This is a genomic window from Gillisella taibaishanensis, assembly GCF_001938985.1.
GTDB classification, from domain to species: domain Bacteria; phylum Pseudomonadota; class Alphaproteobacteria; order Rhizobiales; family Rhizobiaceae; genus Allorhizobium; species Allorhizobium taibaishanense.
The window spans coordinates 423,760-449,647 of record NZ_MKIN01000027.1; the positions used below are offsets into that span (position 1 = coordinate 423,760).

The window sequence follows — 25,888 nt, forward strand, 5'->3', positions numbered from 1 at the left end:
GCTTACATGCCTCCGGGCGGCGGCGGCGGCGCAAAGCTTGATGATTTGGCGCTCGGATTGGCATCGCCGATGACGATGGTCTCGCCTTCCGACAGGCCCGATTTCACCTCGGCATTGACCCCATCGTTAAGACCTATCTCGACCGCGCGCGTGGCGATCGCGCCATCCGCACCGACCACCCTGAGGCTGGCCTTGCCGGTCTTGGCGCCCGTGCCCAGCGCTGAGGCCGGCACGGTCAGCACAGCTTTGGCCGAGCCGAGCACGATATGCACTTCCGCCGTCATATAGGTGCGAAACCGGCCGTCTGGATTATCGACGTTCAGAATGCCGTTATAGTAGATCGCCGAAGAAGAGCTGCTGGAACTGGATGAACTCGACGAGCTAGAGGAGGTCGAAACGGAACTGTCGCTGGTGATCGATTCCGGCGATGGCTCGATCGATTGCAGCACCGCCTCGTGACGGGTGGAGGTATCACCCAGAATATTGAAATAGACTGACTGGCCGGGCCGGACATTGACGACATCGGCTTCGGAGATTTCAGCGCGCACGATCATCTTGTCCAATTGCCCGAGAATGACGATGGTCGGCGCCGATTGCGTCGCATTCACCGTCTGGCCCTGCTGGTTGACCACGGCAAGCACGGTGCCATCCATCGGCGCGGTGATGCGGGTATAGCCGAGATCGGCTTGCGCGGTTTCCACAGCCACCTCGGCCTTGACGATTTGCGCCTGCAGGCTGGCAATCTCCGCCTTGGTCTTGTCCCGGGTGGCCTGGGCGCTTTCCAGATCGGCTTGCGTGCCGGAATTGCTGGCGCGCAGGTTCGTCTGGCGGGTCAGGGCCAATTCGGCGCTGACCAAGGTCGCCTCGGCCTCTTCCTTCTGCGCCTTGATATCGGCAAGCGAGGCCTCAGCCGTGCGCAGGTCATTGACCTGGGTGACGGAGTCGATCTCGGCGACCAGACTGTCCTTCTTGATGGTATCGCCAACCTTGACGTGCAGAGCGGTGATGCGGCCGGACACCTGCGCGCCGACAGCAACAAGCCGCGAAGGCTTGAACAGGCCGGTGGCCAGCACCGTCTCCTCGACATCGCCGCGCTTGACCGTGGCCGTCAACAACCCTTCAGTCGGATCGACCTTCGAGCGCTTGACGAAGATGGTGCCGCCGACGAGCAACGCAACGGCGACAACGGCAAGGATGGCGATTGTTTTACGCGACACGATAGACCTTCCTTCGGCCAGCCGTATCATCCGGGCCGCCCATGATGACAGAAACTGGCATTTCTTGTTTTTTTCAAGACTTTCAAAGTGTTAAAAAATGTAAAGCCTTGCCTACACTGTGACAAGATAATAAGTACTCTTTAGTACCGATAGTCTTTGGGGATCGATGATGTCAATGAGCGGCGACATTAAACTTCGGCAAGAAATGCCGGCAGACGGCATGGATGCGACACCCGATCCGTCGCAGACAGACGCAGAGACAACCGTTGAAGCGGCGGCCGCGCCAAAACCGAAGGGTCGCCCGCGCCAGGACGATAGTGCGCGGCGCGCCATCATCCTTGAAGAGGCCTATGGCTGCTTCATCGAAAACGGCTATCTCGCGACGACGACGGACCTGGTTGCAGCGCGCTGCCGCATGTCGAAACAGACGCTCTACCGGCTGTTTTCCAGCAAGGAAGCGCTGTTTGCCGAAGTGGTCGGCCGCCACCGGCAGTTGATGATCGACCTGCCGCGGCCCGAAGGCGAGGACCTGCCATTTTTCGAGGCACTGGAGCGGATCTTCTATATCGGCATCGATGAGGCAACAGACGCGCGCCGCCGCGGCTTCGTGCGCGCCGTCATGCGCGATGCCACCCATGTTCCCGGCCTTTTCGAAGACTTCCTGCGCCAAAGCGTCGGGCGGGTGAGGCTCGACCTGGCCGACTGGCTGGCCGAGCAGAACCGGCTTGGCCGGGCGCGCATTGAAAAGCCGCTTTCAGCCGCTCACATGCTGATGGATCTCAGTTTTTCGCCGGTGCCGCCCCTGGCGGAAGAAGGTAGCCGGTCCGAGCATCTGCACTATTGCCTCTCGGTCTTTGCACGCGGCGTTGCGGCATAAAACCCCTGCTGATCGAGAAGCGCATATATCCACCAGCCTGACGCAAGCATGTAGTTATACTTCATAGTTATTCAATGCACGGCATGAAGCCGTCATGAACGCGGCACCGCCTTTGAATGCCGCAGACCGCTTTCCGGGATGCCACCGATCCGGAATGCGCGCTGCGGCAGGCGCGCCATGCTCGCCACCCCCTTGCGGCGGCGCCTCGACGCTAATCTGCGAGGCCGTCGCTTCTGTGGACCTCCCGAAGTCGGGATCGGGTGGTGAGCCTGCAACTGTCGCATTTTCATGTACTGCGCGAGCCGCCTCCAGCCAATCCCGGCTGCCAAGGCCTGGCGCAGGTCAGCACGGCCGTAACCGGAGAGAGGCCCATGCAGGTTTCCAGCAGCAGTTCCACCCTTTATTCCCACAAAACCACATCGAAGCAGAAGACCAGCAGCGACGATGCCAGCGCCTTCGACACCCTGTCCGATAGCGGCAGTGGCTCTTCAGGCGGCTCCGGCGATCCGCTGCTCGATGCAATCGATGCAGCCGATTCCAGCGTTTCGGCCGATAGCAGCACCGACAGCGCCTCGACCGATCCGTCCAGCATGTTTGCGGCCTGGCTGGCGCAGCTCGCCAATGCCGCCAAGGCCGACAGCGACGACACGACGTCGAGCGAAGACGGCGACACCAGCGATACCGCTTCCGCCACAAGTACGACCACTGGCGCGACCGCTGGCTCGACAACCGGCACGACAGCATCTACCACCAGCACATCCACCGGCACACCCGATGATGACTTCTTCGCCCAGATGATGCCCCCTCCACCGCCCGGCCCGCCGCCGTCTGACGCATCCGCCGATGCGACGACAAGCACGGCCTCGGACGACAGCACGGCATCAACGACAAGTACATCAACGACGGGCACATCCACGGACAGCACTTCGACGGATAGCACCGACGACAGCAGCGCCACCTCGGATGCCGATCTCTTCGCAAAATTGAAGGGCTATTCCGGCAATCTCAGCTTCTTGGCCGAACAGTTCAAAAACCAGCTCGACCTACCGGGCGGGGCCTCGTAACGAGGCGGCTGACGGTTTCCGTGGGAGCGTGTACGACACTAAAAAAGAGCCAAGCCTCTGGCATTTACCGAGTGGTCTGGCTCTTTTTGATGTCATCGTCTCAGCCCGACAGGGACAAACACCGTCTGCAGTCGACTAGCGCTGGGCTCGCTAAGGTGAAGACCGTCTTGCGCCCATCGCGGTCAGTCACTAGGGGGCTTTTCTGCAATTTCTTGGAATTGCACAGCAGTAAATGCCGTCAGTGTCGGCATCTCCTAGTAAGCACGGAACAGAGCCAACCTGAAGTCCGCTTCGAGCCTAAGCCATTAAGGCGAGGACGTCCCAATTGCGGGCGCTTGCCATTCCTTGTAAATATCCTTGAAACAGAGTGCGCGTCGAGCGCGTCCGCAAGAAATAATTGAGAAGACACCGTCCGAGGGAACGACGTCGAATGGTACATTTTCGCGATCTTGAGCGGCATACCACTCCGTGCGATGACACCGTCTTGTTGAGCGTTGGCTGGCTTGGTCGAGATATGGAGTATCCGACGGGAGAGGTCGCACCGAATTTCTACGAGAAGCTGAGGGAGCTTTGCCGAAACCCTTGGCAACCTTTTGCAACCGCCGGGTTTCATATTTGCGATCTTTGCCAATATGATGGCGTATCTCTCAAAGGCCAACTATACGTCCCCGACCAAGACTGTATTTATGTCGCCCCAGCGGGGGTCGCTCATTACATCGCAGCGCATTGGTACAATCCGCCCGCGGCTTTCGTCCAAGCTGTCCTGAACTGTCCACCTATGCAGACGATGGACTATAAGAAAAAGTTGCTGGCAAATGGGGGACGAGGTTTAACGCGAGCTTTCAAGGAGCCCTCCCAACCAAAATGATTTTACCATTGCTTATGACCCCTTAGCGCCAAGGCGCATCTTCCGCATCGCGCCCGTAGCGGTCATTGTTATGTCTAGGCACAGCGGTAAACACACAAGCCCGACATGATGAAGGAGTGTCAAAATCAAGCGCGTGCTATTTGTCTGCAGTCAAAACAGGTTGCGGAGTCCGACTGCCGAGCAGATATTTTCGTCTCGGAAGGATATAGAGGTATCCTCCGCTGGAACGGATCATGATGCTCGCAATTCTCTTGATACAGAAAAGGTTGGGTGGGCCGATATTATATTTGTCATGGAAAAAACTCACCGAAACAAGATTTTACGAAAATATCGAAATTACCTTATCGGAAAAAAGCTGATATGCTTGGACATACCTGATGAATATGAATTCATGGAGCCAGCCTTGGTAAGGATACTTGAAGATAGAGTTCCTCGCCATCTACTTTGACCCGCCGGTTAGGGCCAATGGTCATGTTGCCAGCGCTTTGGTACCAAGAGCGGACAGATCAGCGATAGATCACTGCGCTATCCAAGCCACATGATTGGAAACCATACGTGCCACCGTTTTCGGTTCTCAAGTTGCTTCAACGATCGCCTTCTCAGGTCGTGCGGCCAGGCGTTCCGTTTTTCACCGCGGGACGAGCACTTGGTCCGCCAAGTCGTTGGTATTTCAGTGGTGACTCTGTAACTTTTGACGCTCTCCTCGACTATCACGACAATATTCAGGTAGAGATTGGAGTTGTCGGGGAGCAGGTCGTCGTTCGTCGCGTTGCGATCCGGATGTGGACATCGGAAACCGGTGTCCCCACGCCCAAAGTCGGGACGATGGAATATGGCCTCCAGACGCACTATTCAATTCGATGGGTTTGAACCGGGTCTGTCTGTTAGCGCGACCATTAGCCTGCTTGAAAAGGCGTCTATTCCTTTTACGCAACAAGCGGTCGCAGATGCCTCAGAGGTGATGGTCGAGCTTAGACTTCGAAATAATACCCGCCTATCGTTCTTCATGATGGAAGGGCGTCCATCCTTGGCAGAAATACAGGCATATTGGGATTAGGACTCTTAGAACCGAAGATGGCTTTGACCCTTTCCGGCCCAGGGCGTTTGGCTTTGATCTTGTGGTGTACAAGAACTGCGGTAGTTTAAAATCTCGCTCTAAACCCATCTCAAGAAAGTCCACCATGGCTGAAACTGAGTTTGTTCTTTCTCACGAACGAATGCGCCACTTTATCGAAACAAAACTATCCGATTGCACGATTGCTCAAAATGGCGATCTGCCTGTCGCACTGAAGCCGGACAGCGACTTATTCAAAAAATTGAACACTCAATTTCGGCAGACTTTTATCAAACATCCCTCCTTTGCAACCGATAGCTTCAACTTCGTACCGCACGAATACCCCGACGGTTCGCGGATTTTCTGTGTCGATCAATTTGCCGGTTCTGGTCACCTCAAGATGGCGACGCGCCCGGTGTCCGTTTTGGGCGATACAGTGTTTCGTGTCACGCTTTTTTATCAAAGCTTCTTCAATTGTGGTGGCGCGCACATTTCTCCTTCAACCGAACTAAAGAAATTCTATTCGTCAGCGGTCGCCTCCGCGAAGAAGGGCACTGAGCGGCTAGAGTTATGGTCAGGTCGAAGCATGTGGTTCGAGCAAGTTTTGTTGAACTCTCACACCGATGTTGTCGAAACAGTGAGAGCATCATTTCGTCGTCGTGAGAGGTCATGACCAAGCGCAGTCGTCAATTTGACAGCTCGACTGGCGGATCTATTGGACGGTTTCGCCAGAAAGCTTAATGTTATTGCCCAAAGATCAGCTCGGCCACGAGCACATGAAGCGGCTGATGGCATGGAGACATGCCAAGCTGAGGCCACGTCAAGAACTGACCGCCCTACTGAGATCGTGTAAGCCGACCGTCAACATCATCGGATCGGATGGAGATGGCAGGAAACCGACAGCCTCGTAGAAAGCGCGAGCCTCGTCGGAGATAGCATGGACCAGTACACCTCTGATGCCAAGAATATCGGCGGCATTCAGCAGGCGCAGGCCGGCGTCGCGCACCAGGGCCCTGCCGATGCCGCGTCCCTGATAGCGTCGGTCGATCGCCAGTCGACCTAGCACGGCGACGGGGATCGGATCCTGCATATTGCGCCGGAAGCGGCCCGGCGCATCCGGCTGCCGTATCGCGCCAGAGGCGATGACATGGTTTGCCTCACAGACGACGAAGGTTCGCGATGCCCCGCCTGATTGGTGCGGGCGCGGCGGCGCAGCCAGTCGTCCAGCGCGGGGACGCCAGAGTTGAAGCTCCCGAGATCATGATGCTCGGCCAAAGGGGCCGGTGCGCTGAGGATCACGCCTCATCCCATGGCGCCTTGGTCGACATGGTCCGCTTGAGGCGGTCGTTCACCTGCGCCGGTGCGTCGAGCCGGGCGAGATATTCGCGTGGTTTTCGGGGCTTACCGTGAATACCGTCCGGTCGAGCACACCTCTTCCGCACGGAGTTCGGATGCTTCCAGCATGAAGTCCGTGAGGGTCTTTCCGAGCAATTCAGCGGCACGATCGATCAAATTGCGGGTCGCGGGCTTGATGCGCATATTGAGCGGCACGCTGGCATCGGGGCTCTTGTTGGTGCGTGAATTCGGCATTCGGACACTCCTCATTCGCAGCGATCCATAGACCGTAACGACATTATCTTTACAAGAACCGTGAGCACAGTGACGTCACGCCGTTCGGTCGATGTGCCACGACCCACCCAACGCCGGCCGATAATCGCCTTCACCCCAATGGCGCAACTCGCGGCTGGCTTTGGCTGGCGGGGCGTAGTGGCGGGCAAGGGCCAGAAGCGCGGTGCGCAGCATCAGTTTGGCGGAGCGGGCGGGCCATTGGCGTTCGCGCTCGACCAGTTCCAGGCCCTTGGCAAAGCAGCAGATATCGAGCACCACGCCCGAAAGATCGGGCCCGAGCGTGATCAGCGCCGCACTGACCCTGCGGCGGGCAGCAAGGGCGGTGTCGGTGAGATCGGGGCCGGAGGGGCGCGCACCCTTGTGCTTCTGGCTCAGCCGGGGCTCGAAGGACGCTGTGATGCGCGGCTGGAGGTGACCGCGTTCAAAATCCCGGGCCAGGCGCTCGCCGGCCTCCACCGCCTCGGGCGGCAGATAGGGCTTGCCATTGCGGTCACGCAGCCGGGCGACGCTCGAAAACGGCTGGTCATCGAGATTGCGGCGCACTGTGTGGAGGTGGGTTTTCTGACCGTTCTGAAAGTCTGGTGGTTGATCAGTGGCGGCACTTCTGGCCTCCCCTTCGCCTGCCGCTTCCCCTGCCCCTGGCCCTTCCCTCGTCTGGCCCTTGCCGGCCGCGCCGGGTTGGTCTGCCATAGCAACCGTCACGGTACGGCGCTCGCCGTGCTGGACGGGAAAGGCCTCGTCCTCGCGCTCGGCCAGCATCCGCTTGACGAAGAAGGCAGCCTCAGCCGATGCCGTCAGGCTGTCACCGTCACGGGTCAGGAGGCCGCGCGAGATCGCTTCGCGCAGCAGGGTTTCAGGCAGACGCGCGAGCAGCACCCCGTCTTCGGGGCGGACAAGCGCGATCTCGCCACCTTCTACCTCTTCCAGCCGCACCCGGCGGCTGGCAAGCCGCAGCAGCCGCAGCATCGGGGCTACCTGTCTCGCTCTGTCGCTGATCGCTTTGGATGTTCTGTCCGCCTGGGCTGCGCCCGTCCGGCGCCGGCTTTGCGCATCAGCCATGACGCCCCTCCTTCGCCACGGTCGACAGCACCGTCACCAAGCGCTCGAGAACACCGAGGATCTCGTCGAGGGCGGCATTTTCGCGCCGGTCCTCAATGACGTGGCAGGCATGGCTGACGGTGCTGCGGTCATAGCCGAAGGCCTGGCCGATGTCCTGCTGCGGCAGGCTCAGCACCACATGGCAGAGATACATGGCGATCTGGCGGATGTGGCAGCGCTGGCGGCGGCTGCCGGCCTGGCTAAGACCCGGGCTGTGGAAGATGGCAAAGATTTCCTCCGTCACCCGGGCGACCGAATGGCACAGCAGCCGGCTGTCTGGCTTGATGACACGAGGCTTGAGATCGGCGGACTTGAGATCGGCAGGCGGTAACTCGACAGGATTTTCAATCGGCGTTGATGACATGAGGCTTCTCCCTAAATAGGATTATATTCATATCAAAGCCTGCAATGCCTGTGAATGTTCTTTCGCACCGACAAAAGGTCTTCCTTTGTTTTCTATCAGATTTTAGTGAGAAATCGTCAAGCGAAAAGGATTATTTTCCACTACTCCCGGTATCGAACCCAGGCAATCATAGGGGTTTATTCAGCCACCATGAGAAAGGCCGCGCATCCCCAAGGGAATGCGCGGCCCAGATTGTCGCTAGTAGCCAGACCTGATCAGGCCTTCGGCTCAAACACCATGGAATGACCATTGATGCAGTAGCGCAGGCCCGTGGGCTTCGGACCGTCGGGGAAGACATGGCCGAGGTGGCCGCCGCAGGTGGCGCAGCGGATCTCGGTGCGCACCATGCCGAAGGCGGTGTCGCGATGTTCGGTGACGGCGCCCGGGGTGACCGGCTCGAAATAGCTCGGCCAGCCGCAGCCGGCGTCGAATTTCGTGTCGGAATAGAAGAGCGGCGTGTCGCAGCCGGCGCAGCGATAGAGGCCGGTTTCGAAATTATCCCAGTATGGACCGGTAAAGGCGCGTTCGGTGCCGTGTTCGCGCAAGATTCGATACTGTTCCGGCGTCAGCTGCTCGCGCCATTCGGCATCGCTGCGCGCTAGTTTTTCGGCAGCATCCCCCGCCTGCTGTTTTACGCTGTCCTCGCTCATGGCTGTCTCCTTGCTTGATTAGGCTGCATCAGAGATGGGGTGGCCTAAGACCAGAATCGAAACCCCTCTGTCGGTGGCTTACCCCTTTGTCCTGCCGGACATCTTCCCCTCAAGGAGGCGATCAGGGATGCGAGCCCCTCATCCGCCATCAAATCTCTTTTGCGACCGCAGATTATGCCGCTCACGAAGAAATGACGTCGGTTACTCCATCCGATCTCCCCTTTCAGCGGGAGATGCCTGTCAGAGCAGAGGGGGTAAACCACACGGTCGATGTTGGGTATCTTGTATTCTGGAGCAAGCTTTTGCCCCGACCTTGACTCTCACGCCTATAAATAGGTGTTTCGGCCTGCACTACAAGCGCCCGAGAAGGCAAGATACGACACAAGCCGCGCCTGCGCTGCCCGTTCCACATCCGCCGCATCTTGGCTTCTCCAAACAACTCTTGGTATGACTTGGCTTGGTATTCCTGCCGATTCGGGGTGGTCCTTGCGGTTTTAAGCATTATATTGCGGCCACCGCTTCCCTTGCGCGCCTATGCTGCGTTCTGCGGCAGACGACTGGAGACGATATGATCGCCTATTCCGCCGCACTGACGCTGCTGGCTCTGTTTTTGCCATTGGTGGCGGCCGTGCTTGCGCCGGCGCTGATCAACCGGCTTGGATACCGGGCATCATGGCTGCTGGCGCTCATGCCGTTCCTGTCCTTCCTGCATTTCCTCTCCTTCCTGCCTGAGATTGCCGATGGCGGCGAAGTGACCGGCGGCTATGCCTGGGTGCCGAGCTACAATGTCAGCTTTTCCTGGTATCTCGACGGGCTGTCTCTAACGTTTGCGCTGTTGATCACGGGCATCGGCACGCTGATCGTGCTTTATGCCGGCGCCTATATGAAGGGGCATGCGCAGCAGGGCCGGTTCCTGGCCTTTCTGCTGCTGTTCATGGGCGCCATGCTTGGCCTCGTGATGTCGGACAGTTTCCTGATGCTGTTCATCTATTGGGAGCTGACCTCGATCACCTCCTTCCTGCTGATCGGCTTCGATCACGAGCGCCAGGCCGCAAGGCGCGCCGCACTCCAGGCGCTGGTCATAACGGGTGGCGGCGGGCTGGCGCTGCTGGCCGGGCTGATCCTGCTTTGGAACGTCTCGGGCGTCACGCAGCTGTCGATGCTTTTGCATGTCGACAATATCGTCACCACCAGTCCCTATTATCTCGCTATCCTGCTGCTCATTCTCGGCGGCGCCTTTACCAAGTCCGCGCAGTTTCCCTTCCATGTCTGGCTGCCGAATGCCATGGAAGCGCCCACCCCCGTCTCGGCCTATCTGCATTCGGCCACCATGGTCAAAGCCGGGGTCTATCTTTTGATGCGGCTGCAGCCGGTGCTGGGCGATACGCCCGCCTGGCAGATCCTGCTACCCTTCTTTGGCGGCATCACGCTGATCGTCGGCTCCGTCATTGCCGTGCGCCAGACCGATCTGAAGCTGATGCTGGCCTATACGACCGTCGCCTCGCTCGGGCTGATGGTGATGCTGACCGGCTTCGGTTCCGACCATGCGCTGGCCGCTGCTGTGCTCTATCTGATCGCCCATTCGCTATTCAAAGGTGCGCTGTTCATGGTGGCCGGTTGCCTCGACCATGAGGCCGGCAGCCGCGACCTTACGGACCTGTCCGGGCTGAAACGGGCGATGCCGATCACCTTTGTTGCATCGCTGCTGGCGGGCCTGTCCATGGCCGGCCTGCCGCCGCTGTTCGGTTTTCTCGCCAAGGAAGAGATCTATGCGGCGCTTTACGGCGGCAATCTGCGCGCCCTGCTGTTTACCGGCGTCGCCGTTATCGGCAATGCGCTGATGATGGTGGTCGGCCTTGCCTTGGCCTTCAAACCGTTTCTGGGGCGCGACGCGAAAAGCCCTGCCACGGCCCATGATGGCCCTGCCCTTCTCTGGCTCGGGCCGCTTGTTCTGGCGCTGGTCGGGCTCGCTGCTGCTGTGTTTTCCGCGCCGTTTCACAAGGCGATTTCCTCGCCGATGCTGAGCGCCGTTGCCCGTAAGGCGAGCGTCGTCGAGGTGTCGCTGGTGCCGCATATCGGCGTGCCGCTGGCGCTGTCGGTTTTCACCATTGCGCTTGGTCTTACCCTGTTCCTGATGCTGGACCGTCTGCGGGCCGGCGTCGCCTATCTGCTCAATAACCTCGGGCCCGGGCCGGATGAGGGTTTCGACCGGTTGATGGCCGGCCTGGTGCGGGCGAGCTTCCGCATCACCAATCTCATTCATGGCGGCCGGCTGGATGTCTACGTGACACTGACGCTGATCCTCGTTGCCGCTGCCTTTCTGGTGCCGATGGCGGTGTTTGGCGAAGGCCCTGATTGGCCCAGCCTGCCCGGCCATATCGAGCTGCACGAAGCCGCCTTCCTGCTGATTGCCGTGTCCGGCCTTTACGCCGTGCTGCGCGCTGCCAACCGGCTCGATGCGATCGTCGCGCTCGGCATCCAGGGCTTTGCGATCTCGGTGATCTTCCTGTTGTTCGGCGCGCCGGATCTGTCCTTCACTCAGTTCATGATCGAGACGCTATCGGTGGTCATCCTGGCCTTGGCGATGACGCGGCTGAAGCTGCATCCGGCCGATCACCGGCCCTGGCCGCAGGTTCTGCTTGACGGCGCTGTGGCGCTTGCCTGCGGCACAGGCCTGATGCTGATGCTGCTGAAGGTGACGCAGGTGCCGTTCGACCCTGTGCTGACAGCGTTCTTCAACACCTATTCCAAGACCATCGCCCACGGCGCCAATGTGGTCAACGTGATCATCGTCGACTTCCGTGGCGTCGATACGCTGGGCGAAATCGCCGTGGTGACGGTCACAGGGCTTGCCATCCTGGCGCTGATCCGCATCCGCGCGCCGAAACTGCGGCCAGACGCGCACCAATCCGGGCAGAAGGCCGAAACCGCTGACGCCGGAGGGGCGCCATGAACACGCTGATCTTCCGCACGCTTGCCCCCTTCGTCACCGCGCTGATGCTGCTGTTTTCGATCTTCGTGCTGCTGCGCGGCCATAACGAGCCGGGCGGCGGCTTTATCGGCGGGCTGATCGCCGCCTCGGGCTTTGCCATTTATGGCATGGCCTTCGGGGTGCAGGCGGTGCGCCGGGCGCTGTATCTGCATCCGCTCTCGGTGGCGGGCGCCGGGCTGCTAATCTCGTGCCTGTCCGGCTTCGTCTCCGCCTTTGCCGGCGTGCCCTTCATGACGGGGCTGTGGATCTATCCTCGGCTGTTCGGTGTCGAAGTGCCGCTTGCAACCGTCACCTCCTTCGATATCGGCGTCTATCTGGTCGTGGTCGGCGCGATCACCTCGATTGCGCTGGCGCTTGGCGAACGGGAGAATGATTGATGGAAGCGGTTTTCTCGGTTCTGGTCGGCCTGTTTGCCGCCACCGCCTTCTACCTGATCATGTCGCGCCATATCGTGCGGGTGCTGCTCGGCATGGTGCTGCTCGGCAATGCCGTCAATCTCGGCCTGTTTACGGCGGGACGGCTGACGCGCGAAGTGCCGCCGATCATGATGAATGGCGAGCAGACCCTCAGCATGGCCGCCGCCAATCCGCTGCCGCAGGCGCTGATCCTGACGGCCATCGTGATTTCCTTCTCCTTCTTCGCCTTCCTGCTGGTGCTGTCCTACCGCGCCTATCAGGACCTCGACACCGACGATACCGACGAGATGCGGCTGGCCGAGCCGAAACATCCGCCGCTGCCGCCTCTCGATTACTGATAAGAAAGACTTAAGACCCCCGATGGCCACTTCCCCGACCGATCCAGAGGCTCTCGCCACCGCATTGCAGGCGGCCTATGTGCAGACGCCGGTAACGCTGGCCCAATGGCTGCCGATCCTGCCGGTGGCGCTGTGCCTTGGCACCGGCGCGCTGCTGTTGATCCTGCGCGAGCGCATTCGGCTGCAGCCGTTCGTTGCCATCGGCGCCCTCTTCCTGCTGGTGCTGATCGATCTGGCACTGGTTGCCGAGGTTGCCGCGCATGGGCCGCTGACGGTCATGATGGGCCGTTGGGTGGCGCCGTTCGGCATCGCCTTCAGCGTCGACCTGACGGGGGCCTTGATGGCGCTGACCGCAGGGGTGGTCGCGCTTGCCTGCGGCATCTATGGGCTTGTCGACATCAACACGTCTGGCCGGCGCTATGGCTTCTATCCGATGCTGATGACGCTGATGGCCGGGGTGTCTGGCGCGTTCCTGACCGGCGATATCTTCAATCTCTATGTCTGGTTCGAAGTGCTGCTGATCTCCTCCTTCGGGCTGCTGATCCTTGGCTCGGAGCGCGAGCAGATCGACGGAGCGCTGAAATATGCAGTGCTCAACCTGATCGCCACTACCCTGTTCCTGATCACCATCGGCTTTCTCTATGCAGGCTTCGGCACGCTCAACATGGCCGATATCGCCCGCAAGGCCGACAGTCTGGGCAAAACCATGCCGCTGATCACGCTGGCAACGCTGTTTTCGCTGGCCTTCCTGATGAAGGCCGCTGCGTTTCCGCTGAATTTCTGGCTGCCGGCCGCCTATCACACGCCGCGCATCGTGGTTGGAGCGCTGTTTGCGGCACTGCTTACCAAGGTCGGCATCTATAGCCTGATCCGGGTGCTGGTGATGCTGCTGCCGGTCGAGCGGGAGGTGCTGAGCTTTCCGCTGGCCATCATCGCCGCCCTGACCATGGTTCTCGGCGCCATCGGCGCGATCGGCCAGTCGGACCTGCGCCGGTTGATGGGCTTTATCGTCATTGCCGGCATCGGTTATATGTTGGCCGGCATCGCCATCGGCGCGGTGCAGGGCGTCAGCGCAGGGCTGTTTTACGCGCTGCAATCGATGCTGAGCATGGCCGCCCTCTATCTCGCCACCGGACTTGCCGGGCGGATTGCCGGCAGCTACCGGCTGGACGCCATGGGCGGGATCTACGCCAAGGCGCCGGGTTTTGCCTTCGTCACCCTGGCGCTGTTCTTTGCCGCCAGCGGCTTGCCACCCTTTTCCGGCTTCTGGCCAAAGGTCATGCTGCTGAAAGCCGCGCTCGATATCGGCGCCTGGTGGCTGGCCGCCGCCATCCTGATGTCAGGTTTCCTGATCACCATCGCCCTTGCCCGGGTATTCCTGCTTGCCTTCTGGCGCAGCGCGCCCGAGGCCACTGCGGAACAGACGGGACCGGCGCCCGCACCGGTGACAGCGCCAATAACCGCATCGATCTTCGCTCCGATCCTGGGTCTGGCGGCAATCATCGTCGCACTCGGTCTGTTTCCGGAACGGCTGGTTTCGCTCACCCAGGATGCCGCCGTGGGACTGATCGATCCGCGGCCCTATATCCACTCCGTTTTTCCGAATGAGCCGCCCGGCCCGAACAGCGAGGCCGACCGACCCGCCGCTGCGGACCCATCGCAGGAGCCAGCCCCATGAGGATGCTGATCGTCGCCTTGCCGCTCACGGCCGTTTGGCTCGCCATCACCGGCAGCGTCACACCTCTCAATATCGGCTTCGGCCTCGTGCTGTCGCTGGCAGTCGCCGGCTTGCTGCGTGAGCAGATCGGCCGCGCGGCAGAGCAGTTGCGGGTCAGGCCGCTCGCGCTCCTCTCCCTGATTGCGCTGTTCTTCGTCGAACTGGCCAAATCCGCCTGGCGGGTGACGGTCATCGTGCTGTCGCCGGGTCTCGACATCAAGCCGGGCATTCTCGCCTTTCCGCTGACGCTCGAGCGAGAAGCCCAGATCACGCTGCTCGCCAACCTGATCACGCTGACGCCAGGCACGCTGTCGGTGGATGTCTCCGACGACCGCAAGTATCTCTATGTGCACGCACTCGACTGCCGCGATCCTGACGCCATCAGGCGCGACATCGCCGACGGCTTCGAGCGCAAGATCAAGGAGGCCTTTCGATGATGGCGACAACCTCGGAACCGCTCGCCGATTCGGCCGCTGAAATGATTGTCCGCCAGGCCTGCAATATCGGCCTGCTGCTGCTGGCGCTCGCATTCCTACTCACCGTCTACCGGGTGATGCGTGGGCCAACCCTGCCCGATCGCGTCGTCGCGCTCGACATGCTGGTCGGCATCGTCATCGGCTTCATCGCCATCTTCGCGATTCGCTCCGGCACCATGCTGTACATCGATATTGCCATCTCGCTTGGCCTTGTCGGCTTCCTGACCACGGTCGCTTTTGCGCGATTCATCCTGGTGCGCGGGGTGATTGGCGAGACGCCGGAAACGGAGCCGGCTATTCGGGCGGCGGCCGAACAATTAGCTGTGGAAAAAAGACGCAGTCAGCGCCGGCAGAAAAGATTTTTCGGAAAGAATGATGTGTCTCAAAAGGAGACAGACTAATGGAATTGGCTGCCGCGATTTTAACGTCTGTATTAATTCTGAGCGGTTCGTTCTTTGCCGTCATCGCCGCGATCGGCCTGAACCGTCTGCCCGACCTGCTGACCCGTATGCACGCGGCCTCAAAAGCCGGCACAGTGGGATCTGGCCTATTATTACTGGCAATTGGCATAGACTCCGGCAGTTTGTCCGTATTTGCCCGTTCAGCGTGCGGATTCTTCTTCTTTGTACTCACTGCACCTGTGTCCGCTCACCTGCTCGCAAGGGCTGCAAGACATGTCGGTTACCCGTTGGCGCAAGCGAGCGTTCTTGATGAAATGAGCAACGGAGCAGATGCGGAGAAGAAGGGTTTAGTTAACAAATTATGAATGCGAGAGTTCCAAAAGTATCGCAAGAACAGAACCTCACTCATATTCAAGCGGATCTTCACTTTTTGACCGACAAGAATTGGGATAAATAGGAACTGGACATTTTTGTCGATGTTGATAATTCATTAAACGGATTATTTGCGTCGCCGAATGGCGCGCAATTAGAATGTAATTGAACAGTAGCATGTCTTCAGTCGACGCGACCCTCCGTCGTGGATCTGGGACCGGATACAGGATTTGGAGACTACTCCCTGATCAATAAGCGTAGCTCTCTGATGTAACGCCGCAGTCTTTGCTTGGACAGCGGCGCAATTGATGCGGGGGTATCAACACGGACCAGTCTAACTGGTTTGAATTCAATGTCGGCGGCAGGTGGCAAAAGCGCCGTCCGGCAGGTAGATGACAGGAGAAAAACATGAGTGAAACCGCATTCGGGTCGTCCGGAAACGATCTTCTCGTAGAATTGACCGCTGATATCGTGGCTGCATATGTCAGCAACCATGTTGTACCAATCGGGGACATCAGCCATCTGATTTCGGATGTGCATTCCGCGCTCTCGAATACCTCGTCGCCGGCACCTGTCGTGTCCGTAGTCGAAAAGCAGAAGCCGGCTGTTGCCGTTCGCAAGTCCATCCAGGGCGATCAGATCATCTGCCTGGAATGTGGCGGCTCCTTCAAGTCGCTGAAGCGGCACCTGATGACCCATCACAGCCTGGCTCCGGAAGAATACCGCGAAAAGTGGGACCTGCCGGTCGATTACCCGATGGTTGCTCCCGCCTATGCCGAAGCCCGCTCGCGGCTCGCAAAGGAAATGGGTCTCGGTCAGCGTCGTCGCCGCGCCAAGTAATCCATGTTCCTGCCGCAAGACGGCAAGTAAACGCCAAACTCCGCTGCCCCAGGGCCTGCGGAGTTTTTTTATGCTTGGCGAATAGATCTGACGCCAGCCCTACAGCGCCCAGCGTTTTATAAAACGCACTAAGAACGCTGTAACTGGTCACGCTGCCTGCCTTATCCGGATTTGGGCAAAGCACATGCTTGTCTTTGCCCGAAACCCGGAGCCGAAGATCCCCACCTTCTGTGTCCAAACCTGCCGATCTGCCCCGGGAAATGTCCTGAACCGAGGCGGTTCCGGCCGATTTGATAACACGCTATACAATACGTTAACCGCGTGCTTTCACTACACGATAAGTAATTGAGTTTATTAGCTTGGTGTTGATGAAATCTGGTGGAAAGTGACATTTGTCGCGGCGGATTTTTAGCAAATCTATAAGATTACAAGGCTCGGGGGCAAAATGGGCGTTGCGACTGTTACTTCTTCAAAGCAGGTCTGGGACACGCTGCTGAGCGGCGCCAAGTGGACGGATTCTTCGATTTCCTTTGGCTTTGCGCGATCTTCAGCCGATTACGGCTACAATTACAGCAGTACGAATGAGCCCAACCGCGGCTTCGGCTCGCTGAACTCTTTGCAGCAGGCTGCCACCCGCACAGTGCTCAAGGAAGTATCGTCCTTCACCAACCTGACTTTCACCGAAAAGAGCGGTTCGGACACGGCATCGGCAACCCTGAAGCTGGGAATGACCTACGCGACCTCCACCGCACATGCCTACTACCCAAGTGCAGCCGAGAGCGGCGGCGATGTCTGGTTCCGCAACGACGGCACCTACAATTACCCTGTCATGGGGAACTACGCCTATAACGAGGGCTTCTATCACGAGATCGGCCATTCGCTGGGTCTTGCTCACGGTCATGAGAAGCACAAGGGCTTTACGCCGCTGCGCGCCGACCGCGATTCCAACGAATTCACGGTCATGACCTATCGCGACTATATCGGCGATTCCACCACTGACGGCAGCGAGAACGAGACCTGGGGCAATGCCCAGTCTTACATGATGTATGACATCGCCGCCCTGCAGTATATGTACGGCGCCAATTACGCCTCGAGCGGCCAGGTCTTTTCCGGCGACACGGTCTATACGTTTTCGCCGACGACGGGCGAGATGTTCGTCAACGGCATCGGCACGGGCACACCGGGCGGCAACCGGATTTTCCGCACGGTCTGGGACGGTCATGGCACCGATACCTATGACCTTTCCAATTACACGACCGACATGAAGATTGATCTGAGGCCCGGCGAGTGGTCGACCTTCTCGCAGGACCAGCTGGCCGATCTCGACGGCGGCAGCCGCGCCACCAATCTGGCGCGCGGCAATCTCGCCAATGCCCTCATGTTTAACAACAATCCCGCGTCGCTGATCGAAAACGCCATTGGCGGCTCCGGCCATGACATCATCACCGGCAACCAGGCCAACAACGAGCTCTGGGGCGGCGCCGGCAATGACAAGATCTATGGCGGGCTCGGCAACGACATCCTGCACGGTGGCGACGGCAACGATATGCTGTACGGCGAGGCCGGCAATGACACGCTTTATGGCGATGCCGGCAGCGATACCCTGTCGGGTGGGGATGGCAACGACATCCTGAACGGCGGCGATGGCGACGACCTGCTGCTGGGCGGCGACGGCGCCGACACCTATATCGGCGGCAGCGGCATCGATGTCGTCAGCTACGAGTCTTCCAAGATCGGCATCATTCTCAACCTGGAAAACCCGAACGCCAGCACCGGCGACGCCCATGGCGACACTTTCACCGGCGTCGAGATCTTCATCGGCACAGCAAAGGCCGACACGATGATCGGCAATGCCGAGGACAACACCTTTTTCGGCGGCGCAGGCAATGACACGCTTTCGGGCGGTGGCGGCAACGATACGCTTTACGGCGGTGCCGGAGCCGACAAGCTCTATGGCGGCGCAGGCGCCGATCACTTCGTGTTTTCAACGCTCGCCGACAGTGCCGGCAAGGCGCTCGACATGATCTACGATTTTTCGGTCAGTGATGGCGACAAGATCGACGTCTCGGCCATCGACGCCAATATTTTGGCTGCCGCCGATCAGGCCTTCAACTGGATCGCCAATGCAGCCTTCTCTGGCCATGCCGGCGAACTGCACGCGCAATATGGCTCGGCCTATACGACGGTCAGCGCCGATATCAATGGCGACAAGAAGGTGGATTTTGCCTTCAACATCAACAAGGGCTTCCAGCTCACTGCCGATAGCTTCATTCTGTAGACATTCAGATCACACGGAACCCCTGACGGGGACGGCTCTGCCTTCCCCATCGACGCGTCTAGTATCGTCCCGCCACCCGGCGGGTTTTTTCTTGACTCATTTCCGGGCGCAACTGCTAAAGCGTGTCGCCGTGGGTAGGATTCACGGCGACACGCTTTAGCTCTTCCTTTGTCGCATGTACGTTATCGTTTAATTGCGGACAATTAAACGCGACATGCTTTAGGCACTCTTTTCGGACAAAAGCTCGCCCTCGCGCTGGCGCCAAGCGCTCGGGTTCTGCCCCGTCACCCGCAGGAATTCGCGGTTGAAATTCGACTTGGTCATGAAACCCGCGTCGAAGACCACAGATGTCACCGGTTTGTCTGTGTCGCGCAGCAGCCGGCAGGCTTCCTCGACCCTGAGATTGTTGACGTAATGGGAGACGCTGATGCCGTGCACCCGATTGACCGCCTGTGAGACGGCGCGGGCAGGCAATCCAAGGCGACGGGCAAGCCGGGTGAGGTTCAGCTCGCCGTCCTTGTAAAGCTGCTTTTCCGTCATGATCGCATCCAGGGCGGCGGCAATGCGGGCATCGTCATCGCTTGCGGATCGTGCCGGCGTCGCGGCTGGTTCCGGCATTGCGGGCGCCGGGCCGGGCTCTTCTTCGGCCGAGGCGCCACTTTCGGCCAGCGACGCGGCAAAGCCCAGCGCCAGCAGCACCAGGGTCATGAAGCCCGAGACCACGGCCGGCACGTGCCGACCATCGGCAAAGGCGAAATCGAAGCTGATGAACAGGTCACTTGCCGCTGATGCGAGCAGCGAGGCCGCCATGCATTGCAAAGCGCGATAGGAACGCAGCGCGCCGTCGAGCCGGGAGGCCGTCAGGGCATCAGGCCCCAGCCGCGCCAACCACAGCAGCGCTAGACCATAACCGAGAAAGGTCAGGATCAGCACCACATCGAGCAGTCCGTTGCCGGCAATGTTCAACCCCAGAACCAACAGCGCCGGCAGGCCGTGCATCGCAAGAATGAGCCTGCGCCGCATCGGGCTCTCGCGCTCCGGCGCGGCCGTGAGGCTGCGAAAGGCCAAAAAGCTCAAGGGTGGAATGACCGCCGCCAGCATCGACATGGCAGGCATGACCGCCAGAAGCCCATAGCCCCAGCGCAAGCCCACCAGCACCGACTGGACCGCCATGACCGCCAGCAAAAGCAAAAACGGCCGCACCGCTGGCGCTTCCTCCTGGCGGATCATCCGCACCAGAAGAGTGGCTAGCAGCAGCGCAACGAAGAAGGAAATCGGCAGGAAGAGCATCGGTTAAACAGCTTGGGAGCGGGTTGATAGGTGGCGGGCAAGGCAGAGCGGCTGGACGAAAAAAGCAGCCTTATTGAAAGCGAGCTTAGCCGCAGACCCAGCACAACAACAGCCACAACCCGCCTCAAATGCGATCGCGGACGTCCCGGATCGCGTTCGCGGTCGCCGTGGCAGCGTCTCAGGCCCAAGGCTTGGCGCATCCAACCACACAGGAGCGCTTACCCATGACAAACCGGCCCATGAAAAAACGGACCATTCTTCTTGCCATTGTCGGCTGCTTTATCGGCATTGCCGTGCTCGACCGCATCACCGACCAGGGCTTTTCCGGTCAAGCCTGGGGCTTCTGGCGGCATGATCGCCAGATCGGCGAGGTGCTGGATCTCGGCAGCGTCTCGAAACTGCGCGTCGATGGTGCCGCCAGCGAAATAACAGTCACCGCCGATCCCGCGTCGCCGCCAGCGGCAAAACTGACCGGCGAGCGTGACGGCTGGGGCGCCTTCTGGCAATCCGGCTGGTCGACGCGCGATTGCGGGCAAAGCGGCCGCATGCATGTCGACAACGATACGCTTGTTGTCGAAATGTCGGCGCCGTCGCGGTTTCTCGACTGGTCCGATTGCAGCCTGCGGCTAACCGCCAATCTCAAACCCGAAGCTGCCGTGCTGATCCGTCAGCAGGCTGCCCGCATCACGCTCAAGGGCAATTTTTCAACCGTCGACGTCAAGGCCGATGCCGGGGACTTTTCGCTCGACGGTCATGCCCAAACGCTTGATGTAGCCGGCGCCGCGCTGCGCGTTCAGGCCTGGTTCCGCAGCATTGCCCACACCGAAACCATCGCGCTGACAGGCCGGATGATGGATGCCAGCCTGCATTTCATGGTGCCGACCCCGATCAGCTATCTCGTGGAAGCCACCGCCTCGCTGATCGACAGCCAATTGCCCAACACACCGGGTGCCAAACCATCGATCACCATCAGGGGCGAGATGGTGCGCACGCGGATCGATTGACGGTGTGGAGGATGAAACGTCACGAAAACGCCCGAAGATCGCGCCTGCCGTCCAGCACGCGCACGACCCGGATGATCTCCACTGCTCCGTCATCCGTGTCCGGAACCGTTTCATAGAGCATCGGGAAAGGCGTCTCGACGACTATGCGAACGCTCGACCGGATATCCGGTCGGCGCACGCCCATGCGCGGCTGATCGATCAGCAACCTTGCTTTGCGTTCGAAGCTGTCGAAAAAGCGTTCGGCAGCGCGAGGCTGCGCAAGACCGATTTGAACATAGATGTCACGGACGTCCGCCAGGGCTTGCGGCATCCAAACTAATTCAGCGGCCACTGGTTTTGGCGGCGTTCAGTTGCTGGCGGGCTTCGTTCCGAAGCTCGTCGAAATCAACGCCGACAGGCTCGCCGCTGGCTTTGCCCTCATCCCAGAGCTTGCGTAGGCGATCAATGTCGTCCTTGCGGATTTCCCACTTGGCGGCCCAATCACGCATTGCTTCCCGGACGACTTCGCTGCCGCTGGCATAAGCGCCACTATCGACGGCCGCGCGCACCAAGTCCGCCTGCTGTGGCGTCATTGAGACGCTGATCTTTTCAACATTGGCCATAGGGCATCTCCATCGTAGTGGTAAACATTACCACCGAGCTGCCGGATTGCAAAGCATCTGGGCTACTGCCTAATTCCTTGAATGCACTGAGTGCTCTGCCTCACGTCCCCTCGATCAACAATTCCATTGCCGCAAGATCGAGCCAGCGGCCGAATTTGGTGCCGACCTGGCGGTGGATGCCGACGAGGCGGAAGCCGAGGCGTTCGTGCAGCGCGATGGACGCGGTGTTGCCGGCCTCGATGGCGGCGATCATCACATGCACCTTGGCCGTTGTGGCGCGGGCGATCAGCGCCTGCATCAGCGCTTTGCCGATGCCCCGTCCCTGGTGGTCCTTATCGACATAGACGGAATGCTCGACGGTGTGGCGATAGCCGTCGAAAATCCGCCAGTCGCCATAGGAGGCATAGCCGGCGACCTTGCCATCGACCTCGGCGACCAGCACCGGAAAGCCACGGGCGCGGCGCTGCTCCAGCCAGACGCGGCGATTGTCGAGATCGATCAGAACCTCGTTCCAGATGGCGGTCGTATGCTCGACGGCGTGATTGTAGATGTCGACAATAGCGGGAAGGTCCGCTTCATGGGCGTCGCGGATCAGGAAGGGTACGGTCATGACAGTCCTGCGGATGAAAAGCGATTGCCGTTCCTACCCCAGATTGCCGCCCCGGCAAATGATTTTCGTGACCTGGTCTTGGCCGATTACGAGCCGATAGCGGTGACAACGGCGGAGTAATGCACGGCGGCGGCCGCCACGACAAAACCGTGCCAGATGGCGTTCTGGAAGCGCAGCCTTTCCCAGACATGGAAGATCACGCCGGCAGAATAGAGAATGCCGCCGATGAAGATCAACACGACAGTCACCGCCGGCAGCCGCTCGGAAATCGGCTCCAGCGCCAAGGCCCCGCTCCAGCCCATGGCGAGATAGAGCAGGATGGCCAGCCGGTCATAGCGGCCGGGATAGCGGCATTTCAGATAAATTCCGGTAAAGGCTGTCAGCCAGATGCCGATCAACAGGGCCAGCAGCAGCGGCTCGTCGGCGCCGCGCTCCAAGAACGGCGTGTAGGTGGCGGCAATCAGCACGAAGATCGCGGAATGATCGAGCCGGCGCAGGTAGGATTTGAACGGCGAGCGCGGCCACATATTGTAGGTGAAGGAACAGCCCAGCGCCAGAACAAGACCAAGGCCGTAGATCCAGCTGGCGGCAATTTCGCCGAAGCTGGTATAGACCGTGGCGTAGAAGATCAGCGCCGTCACCCCGATCAATGCGAAGACCACGCCGACGCCATGGACGATGCCATCGGCCAGCAGCTCGTGGAAATCATAGGGGCGCCCGAAGCGGAAGTCTTCTTTCATGATGGTCAATCCCAGTTCTGCCTCAGAGCATCGGATCGATGCTCTTAGTCTTTGTTTGCGCATCGGATATTCCGAAAACCGGTTCCCACTTTTCGGTCCGATAAGTTTGTCTACGCATCGGATATTTCCGAAAACCGGTTCCCACTTTTCGGTCCGATGCTTTAGCGCCCCCACTCTAACGCGCAATGATTGCCAGATGATGTCGCGGGTCGCGTGAAACGCACCAAACCGGCGATGACAGGCGATTTTATGTCGGCGCTGAAAAGTCCTGCAACCATGGGTAAGGATGCGCCAAAGACGGGGCTCTGACAAGGAAGATTTTGCGCTGCAGCATGCTTTCCGTTCAGGCAAAGGGTGCGGCAGGCGTGTTAGCCGAACAAGCAGCACAAAGCTTAAACCGGTTGCCCTGTAAGCTTGCGCCTGCGGTCCCGGCTCAGGACCCTGGCTCGAATCGACGGGATATCAGATGCGCTTTACAGTGCTTGCGACTTTCATGGCGCTGATCGCCTATAACTGGTTTTTCATCAAGGTCGCCCGCGCCCGCCAGCAATTCGGGCTCAAGGCGCCGAAGATCACCGGCGATGCCAATTTCGAACGGATTTTCCGGGTGCAGCAAAACACCGCCGAGCAATTGGTGTTCTTCCTGCCGTCGCTCTGGTTGTTCGGCTTTTATCTCTCCGACCAGTTTGCGGGCCTGCTCGGCCTTTGCTGGACGGGTGCCCGCGTGCTCTATGCCGCCGAACATTATGCCGACGCGAAGAAACGCGGCCCGGGCGCGCTGGTCTCCTGGCTGATCGCTTTTGTGCTGCTGATGGGCGGCACGCTGGCGGCGCTGGTGACATAGGCGCGTTACAGTCCGGTATATCACGGCCCGGGCGCCTGCAAAAACCGCCGCAGGTTCAGCCCGGCTATCAGACTATAAGGCGGCAGAGCCAGCGAATAGTGGCCGCAATTCAGCGCCACATGCTTCACTCTCACGCCTGCGGCCTCCAGTTTTTGCAGGAACTGCTGCGACAGCGTCGGCAGGACGACCGTGTCGCGCCGTGCGAGCACAAGCTGAAGATCGAGACCGGGACGAGCCAACCGTCCGGCGTAATGCGACAGATCGAGCGGCGCCCAAGCGCGTCTGAGATCGCTGAGGGCAATGGTCGGCTCAAGGCTCTCCCGGATCGCGCGCGTCGCTCGCCCGGTCCAGACCATGTCTGCGAGACTGCCAGCACCGAGAAACAGGGAGGCTTTCGACACGGCCTCCTCATGGGCGGCGGTAAGGCCTGCGACCCAGGCGCCCAGGCTCATGCCGAGCACGGAAATTTTGCGATAGCCCTGACGCTTCAGCCAAAGAATGAGCTTGCGCCCATCGCAGACCGCCTGCCTGATAGACTGGATCGTGCGGCCGAGATTGGGGCTGAGCATGAAATCGGCATAGTGAGAAGCCGGGCGGCTGCGCTCGAAATGATAAGGCATGGCGATCTCGACAACCGTGATCCCACGCTTCGCAAAAAACCGGGCGATCCGATCATTTCTTCTACTGGCATTCCAGTGATGGAAGATCACCAGCGCATGATCCAGCGACCCGCTCTCGGTAATCCCTGCCCAAACGCGGTTGTTCTCCTCGACATCGGTGGTGATATCGGATGGGAACGTCAGCCAATCGTCCTGCCGCTGAAACTGCCGCTCATCCCAGACTGGTGCCGGGAAATAGTCTGGATCGGCCAGAGCTTGCGCGGCGAGATCGCAGAAAGCATCAAGGTCTTCCGCTGGAGCCGCATCGGCAAAGGCTAGGTCGGCGTCGAGAACAAAATCGGCTGGCCGCTTCCATTGCTCGCCGCGTCGCGCGCGGCGCTCATCCCAGTGATCGAGCCAGCTATGATACACGTCGCTCCGCCTCACCTTCTTGCGCCATGGCAAGACCGGTCGAGCTTTCGCATCCCGACCGGCCATCGTCAGCGGCAAGTTTTAGGCATGTTTGGGACATTGGAAAAGCCCGGACATGTGACGAGGCTACAGGCGACCAAATGCCGAGTTTCCCCGGCTTCGCCGCCCCCTCAGCCTGGCGCGCAATCCTGGCAGAAGGGCGTGGCCGGCAGGGTTTCCAGGCGTTCCGGCGCGATGTCCTCGTCGCAGCTGACGCAGCGTCCGTAGGTGCCGGCCTTGATGCGGGCAAGCGCTGCGGCGATGGCGCGCAGTTCGGTTTCGCCGGCAGCGCCGAGGCTTTCCAGCACTTCGTCATTTTCGGACTCGAGTGCTTGCTCTTCGGTCTGGGCGCTGCGCAGGCCGGTCAGATCGTCGGAGATGCGCTCGAGCCGGCCGGTGAGTTCGTCGCGCCGATCCAGAAGCGCCTGTTTGTAACCGTCCGTGTTCATTACTCGTCTCCTTTTGATAGCATTTCCAAAACCTCGTCAGCGATCGACCAGAACCGAGCACCGGGCATGGCGCACAACGCGGTCGGCGGTCGCGCCAATCAGGTAATTGGAAAAATCCGGAATGTGCGAAGCGATAATGATCAGGTCGGCCTTTTGCTCCGTCGCTGCGGCAAGAATCTCATGCGCCGGCGAGCCGACCCGGATTTCCATCGTCACGCGCGGGCGCAGGTGAGGCTCGAGTTTGGCGGCCATGGCGTTCAGCTTGCTCCTCGCCTCCTCTATGCCGCCCTCGAGCAGATCCTGGGGGATATCGATGGCGATATAGGACGGCAGGTTTTCAACTACGGACAAAAGCCTGATCTCGCCGCCGTCGTTGAGCAGAGCCTGCGCCTTGGCGAGGATCTTTTCACCCTTTTCAGCGTGGCCTACGTCAACGGGAACGATGATCTTCCGGTACATGACAGCTCTCCTATGCAGCCTGCGGTTTGAGATAGACCCAACCTGCGCCTGCTCACGCCCGGCCGCGTTGATCCGGATCAAGCCGCTCACCGTTCAGCTTTCTCGAACGATCTTTCGCGAAACCGCGATC

The 25,888-nt window shown here is 59.9% G+C and carries 28 protein-coding genes and 2 pseudogenes; 16 read left to right on the forward strand and 14 right to left on the reverse strand.

All coding sequences use genetic code 11. The annotated features are described in order from the left end of the window. Window positions 1-2: 2 nt before the first annotated feature. A complete protein-coding gene (locus tag BJF91_RS23465; protein ID WP_327790024.1) occupies window positions 3-1,217 on the reverse strand; it encodes an efflux RND transporter periplasmic adaptor subunit in 1,215 nt (404 codons plus the stop codon). A gap of 175 nt (window positions 1,218-1,392) precedes the next feature. On the opposite strand from BJF91_RS23465, the gene BJF91_RS23470 reads away from it, so the two are divergent. From BJF91_RS23470 to BJF91_RS23495, 5 genes are all read left to right on the forward strand, one after another. Next, window positions 1,393-2,094 (forward strand): TetR/AcrR family transcriptional regulator, encoded by a 702-nt coding sequence (locus BJF91_RS23470; protein WP_162843916.1) that lies wholly within the window; start codon window positions 1,393-1,395, stop codon window positions 2,092-2,094. Between the two features lie 263 nt (window positions 2,095-2,357). Beyond that, entirely contained in the window at window positions 2,358-3,158 is an 801-nt protein-coding gene (locus BJF91_RS23475; protein WP_139310830.1) for a hypothetical protein, read from the forward strand. Window positions 3,159-3,588: 430 nt separating this feature from the next. Further along, window positions 3,589-4,026 carry a DUF7919 family protein gene (locus tag BJF91_RS25650; RefSeq protein ID WP_075616914.1) on the forward strand — a complete coding sequence of 146 codons (438 nt, stop codon included), beginning with the start codon at window positions 3,589-3,591 and terminating at the stop codon, window positions 4,024-4,026. Between the two features lie 124 nt (window positions 4,027-4,150). Further along, window positions 4,151-4,474, forward strand: coding sequence for a low molecular weight protein tyrosine phosphatase family protein (locus BJF91_RS23485; RefSeq protein ID WP_075616915.1), 324 nt, complete (start codon window positions 4,151-4,153; stop codon window positions 4,472-4,474). A gap of 733 nt (window positions 4,475-5,207) precedes the next feature. Next, the gene (locus BJF91_RS23495) at window positions 5,208-5,753 is read left to right on the forward strand and encodes a hypothetical protein (protein WP_075616917.1); all 546 of its coding nucleotides are present in this window, start codon (window positions 5,208-5,210) and stop codon (window positions 5,751-5,753) included. Window positions 5,754-5,900: 147 nt separating this feature from the next. Here BJF91_RS23495 and BJF91_RS23500 read toward each other — a convergent pair. The 5 genes and pseudogenes from BJF91_RS23500 to msrB form a co-directional block, all read right to left on the reverse strand. Then, window positions 5,901-6,376 (reverse strand): annotated as a pseudogene (locus BJF91_RS23500) (GNAT family N-acetyltransferase). Further along, window positions 6,376-6,670 (reverse strand): annotated as a pseudogene (locus BJF91_RS23505) (type II toxin-antitoxin system TacA family antitoxin). Before BJF91_RS23505 ends, BJF91_RS23500 begins: the two co-directional pseudogenes overlap by 1 nt. A 75-nt stretch (window positions 6,671-6,745) precedes the next feature. Then, window positions 6,746-7,768, reverse strand: coding sequence for a DUF6456 domain-containing protein (locus BJF91_RS23510; protein WP_075616918.1), 1,023 nt, complete (start codon window positions 7,766-7,768; stop codon window positions 6,746-6,748). Continuing rightward, entirely contained in the window at window positions 7,761-8,171 is a 411-nt protein-coding gene (locus tag BJF91_RS23515) for a helix-turn-helix domain-containing protein (protein WP_075616919.1), read from the reverse strand. The genes BJF91_RS23510 and BJF91_RS23515 overlap by 8 nt, the downstream gene beginning before the upstream one ends. A 254-nt stretch (window positions 8,172-8,425) precedes the next feature. Then, window positions 8,426-8,860 (reverse strand): peptide-methionine (R)-S-oxide reductase MsrB, encoded by a 435-nt coding sequence (gene msrB / locus BJF91_RS23520; RefSeq protein WP_075616920.1) that lies wholly within the window; start codon window positions 8,858-8,860, stop codon window positions 8,426-8,428. A gap of 568 nt (window positions 8,861-9,428) precedes the next feature. On the opposite strand from msrB, the gene BJF91_RS23525 reads away from it, so the two are divergent. The 9 genes from BJF91_RS23525 to BJF91_RS23565 all read left to right on the forward strand — a co-directional run bounded on the left by BJF91_RS23525 (window position 9,429) and on the right by BJF91_RS23565 (window position 18,690). Further along, a complete protein-coding gene (locus BJF91_RS23525; RefSeq protein WP_075616921.1) occupies window positions 9,429-11,813 on the forward strand; it encodes a putative monovalent cation/H+ antiporter subunit A in 2,385 nt (794 codons plus the stop codon). Then, window positions 11,810-12,229, forward strand: a complete 420-nt coding sequence (locus BJF91_RS23530; protein ID WP_075616922.1) for a Na(+)/H(+) antiporter subunit B — start codon at window positions 11,810-11,812, stop codon at window positions 12,227-12,229. The genes BJF91_RS23525 and BJF91_RS23530 overlap by 4 nt, the downstream gene beginning before the upstream one ends. Next, window positions 12,229-12,606, forward strand: coding sequence for a Na+/H+ antiporter subunit C (locus BJF91_RS23535; protein ID WP_075616923.1), 378 nt, complete (start codon window positions 12,229-12,231; stop codon window positions 12,604-12,606). Before BJF91_RS23530 ends, BJF91_RS23535 begins: the two co-directional genes overlap by 1 nt. A gap of 22 nt (window positions 12,607-12,628) precedes the next feature. Then, window positions 12,629-14,284 (forward strand): Na+/H+ antiporter subunit D, encoded by a 1,656-nt coding sequence (locus BJF91_RS23540; RefSeq protein ID WP_083943454.1) that lies wholly within the window; start codon window positions 12,629-12,631, stop codon window positions 14,282-14,284. After that, the gene (locus tag BJF91_RS23545) at window positions 14,281-14,760 is read left to right on the forward strand and encodes a Na+/H+ antiporter subunit E (protein ID WP_075616924.1); all 480 of its coding nucleotides are present in this window, start codon (window positions 14,281-14,283) and stop codon (window positions 14,758-14,760) included. The genes BJF91_RS23540 and BJF91_RS23545 overlap by 4 nt, the downstream gene beginning before the upstream one ends. Beyond that, window positions 14,757-15,200 (forward strand): cation:proton antiporter, encoded by a 444-nt coding sequence (locus tag BJF91_RS23550; protein WP_407639905.1) that lies wholly within the window; start codon window positions 14,757-14,759, stop codon window positions 15,198-15,200. The genes BJF91_RS23545 and BJF91_RS23550 overlap by 4 nt, the downstream gene beginning before the upstream one ends. After that, a complete protein-coding gene (gene mnhG / locus BJF91_RS23555) occupies window positions 15,200-15,565 on the forward strand; it encodes a monovalent cation/H(+) antiporter subunit G (RefSeq protein ID WP_075616925.1) in 366 nt (121 codons plus the stop codon). Before BJF91_RS23550 ends, mnhG begins: the two co-directional genes overlap by 1 nt. Window positions 15,566-15,980: 415 nt before the next feature. Then, window positions 15,981-16,412, forward strand: coding sequence for a MucR family transcriptional regulator (locus tag BJF91_RS23560; protein ID WP_075616926.1), 432 nt, complete (start codon window positions 15,981-15,983; stop codon window positions 16,410-16,412). 445 nt (window positions 16,413-16,857) lie between these two features. Further along, the gene (locus BJF91_RS23565; protein WP_075616927.1) at window positions 16,858-18,690 is read left to right on the forward strand and encodes a M10 family metallopeptidase; all 1,833 of its coding nucleotides are present in this window, start codon (window positions 16,858-16,860) and stop codon (window positions 18,688-18,690) included. A 219-nt stretch (window positions 18,691-18,909) separates the two neighbouring features. On the opposite strand, the gene BJF91_RS23570 is transcribed toward BJF91_RS23565, so the two are convergent. Beyond that, window positions 18,910-19,980, reverse strand: a complete 1,071-nt coding sequence (locus BJF91_RS23570; protein WP_075616928.1) for an AraC family transcriptional regulator — start codon at window positions 19,978-19,980, stop codon at window positions 18,910-18,912. Between the two features lie 224 nt (window positions 19,981-20,204). On the opposite strand from BJF91_RS23570, the gene BJF91_RS23575 reads away from it, so the two are divergent. Next, complete coding sequence (locus BJF91_RS23575; protein ID WP_234801704.1) at window positions 20,205-20,984, forward strand: hypothetical protein; 780 nt, start codon at window positions 20,205-20,207, stop codon at window positions 20,982-20,984. Between the two features lie 19 nt (window positions 20,985-21,003). On the opposite strand, the gene BJF91_RS23580 is transcribed toward BJF91_RS23575, so the two are convergent. The 4 genes from BJF91_RS23580 to trhA all read right to left on the reverse strand — a co-directional run bounded on the left by BJF91_RS23580 (window position 21,004) and on the right by trhA (window position 22,936). Next, window positions 21,004-21,315 carry a type II toxin-antitoxin system RelE/ParE family toxin gene (locus BJF91_RS23580; RefSeq protein ID WP_139310831.1) on the reverse strand — a complete coding sequence of 104 codons (312 nt, stop codon included), beginning with the start codon at window positions 21,313-21,315 and terminating at the stop codon, window positions 21,004-21,006. After that, the gene (locus tag BJF91_RS23585; RefSeq protein WP_075616931.1) at window positions 21,305-21,586 is read right to left on the reverse strand and encodes a ribbon-helix-helix domain-containing protein; all 282 of its coding nucleotides are present in this window, start codon (window positions 21,584-21,586) and stop codon (window positions 21,305-21,307) included. Before BJF91_RS23585 ends, BJF91_RS23580 begins: the two co-directional genes overlap by 11 nt. Window positions 21,587-21,686: 100 nt before the next feature. Further along, on the reverse strand, window positions 21,687-22,196 hold the full coding sequence (locus BJF91_RS23590) for a GNAT family N-acetyltransferase (RefSeq protein WP_075616932.1): 510 nt from the start codon (window positions 22,194-22,196) through the stop codon (window positions 21,687-21,689). Window positions 22,197-22,282: 86 nt separating this feature from the next. After that, window positions 22,283-22,936 (reverse strand): PAQR family membrane homeostasis protein TrhA, encoded by a 654-nt coding sequence (gene trhA / locus BJF91_RS23595; RefSeq protein WP_075617058.1) that lies wholly within the window; start codon window positions 22,934-22,936, stop codon window positions 22,283-22,285. A gap of 466 nt (window positions 22,937-23,402) precedes the next feature. Here trhA and BJF91_RS23600 point away from each other — a divergent pair, with 466 nt between their 5' ends. Next, window positions 23,403-23,780 (forward strand): MAPEG family protein, encoded by a 378-nt coding sequence (locus BJF91_RS23600; protein WP_075616933.1) that lies wholly within the window; start codon window positions 23,403-23,405, stop codon window positions 23,778-23,780. A gap of 20 nt (window positions 23,781-23,800) precedes the next feature. On the opposite strand, the gene BJF91_RS23605 is transcribed toward BJF91_RS23600, so the two are convergent. The 3 genes from BJF91_RS23605 to BJF91_RS23615 all read right to left on the reverse strand — a co-directional run bounded on the left by BJF91_RS23605 (window position 23,801) and on the right by BJF91_RS23615 (window position 25,758). Beyond that, entirely contained in the window at window positions 23,801-24,811 is a 1,011-nt protein-coding gene (locus tag BJF91_RS23605; protein WP_075616934.1) for an alpha/beta hydrolase family protein, read from the reverse strand. A gap of 170 nt (window positions 24,812-24,981) precedes the next feature. Further along, window positions 24,982-25,299 (reverse strand): TraR/DksA family transcriptional regulator, encoded by a 318-nt coding sequence (locus BJF91_RS23610; RefSeq protein WP_075616935.1) that lies wholly within the window; start codon window positions 25,297-25,299, stop codon window positions 24,982-24,984. 36 nt (window positions 25,300-25,335) lie between these two features. Beyond that, window positions 25,336-25,758 carry a universal stress protein gene (locus BJF91_RS23615; RefSeq protein WP_075616936.1) on the reverse strand — a complete coding sequence of 141 codons (423 nt, stop codon included), beginning with the start codon at window positions 25,756-25,758 and terminating at the stop codon, window positions 25,336-25,338. Window positions 25,759-25,888: the final 130 nt, after the last annotated feature.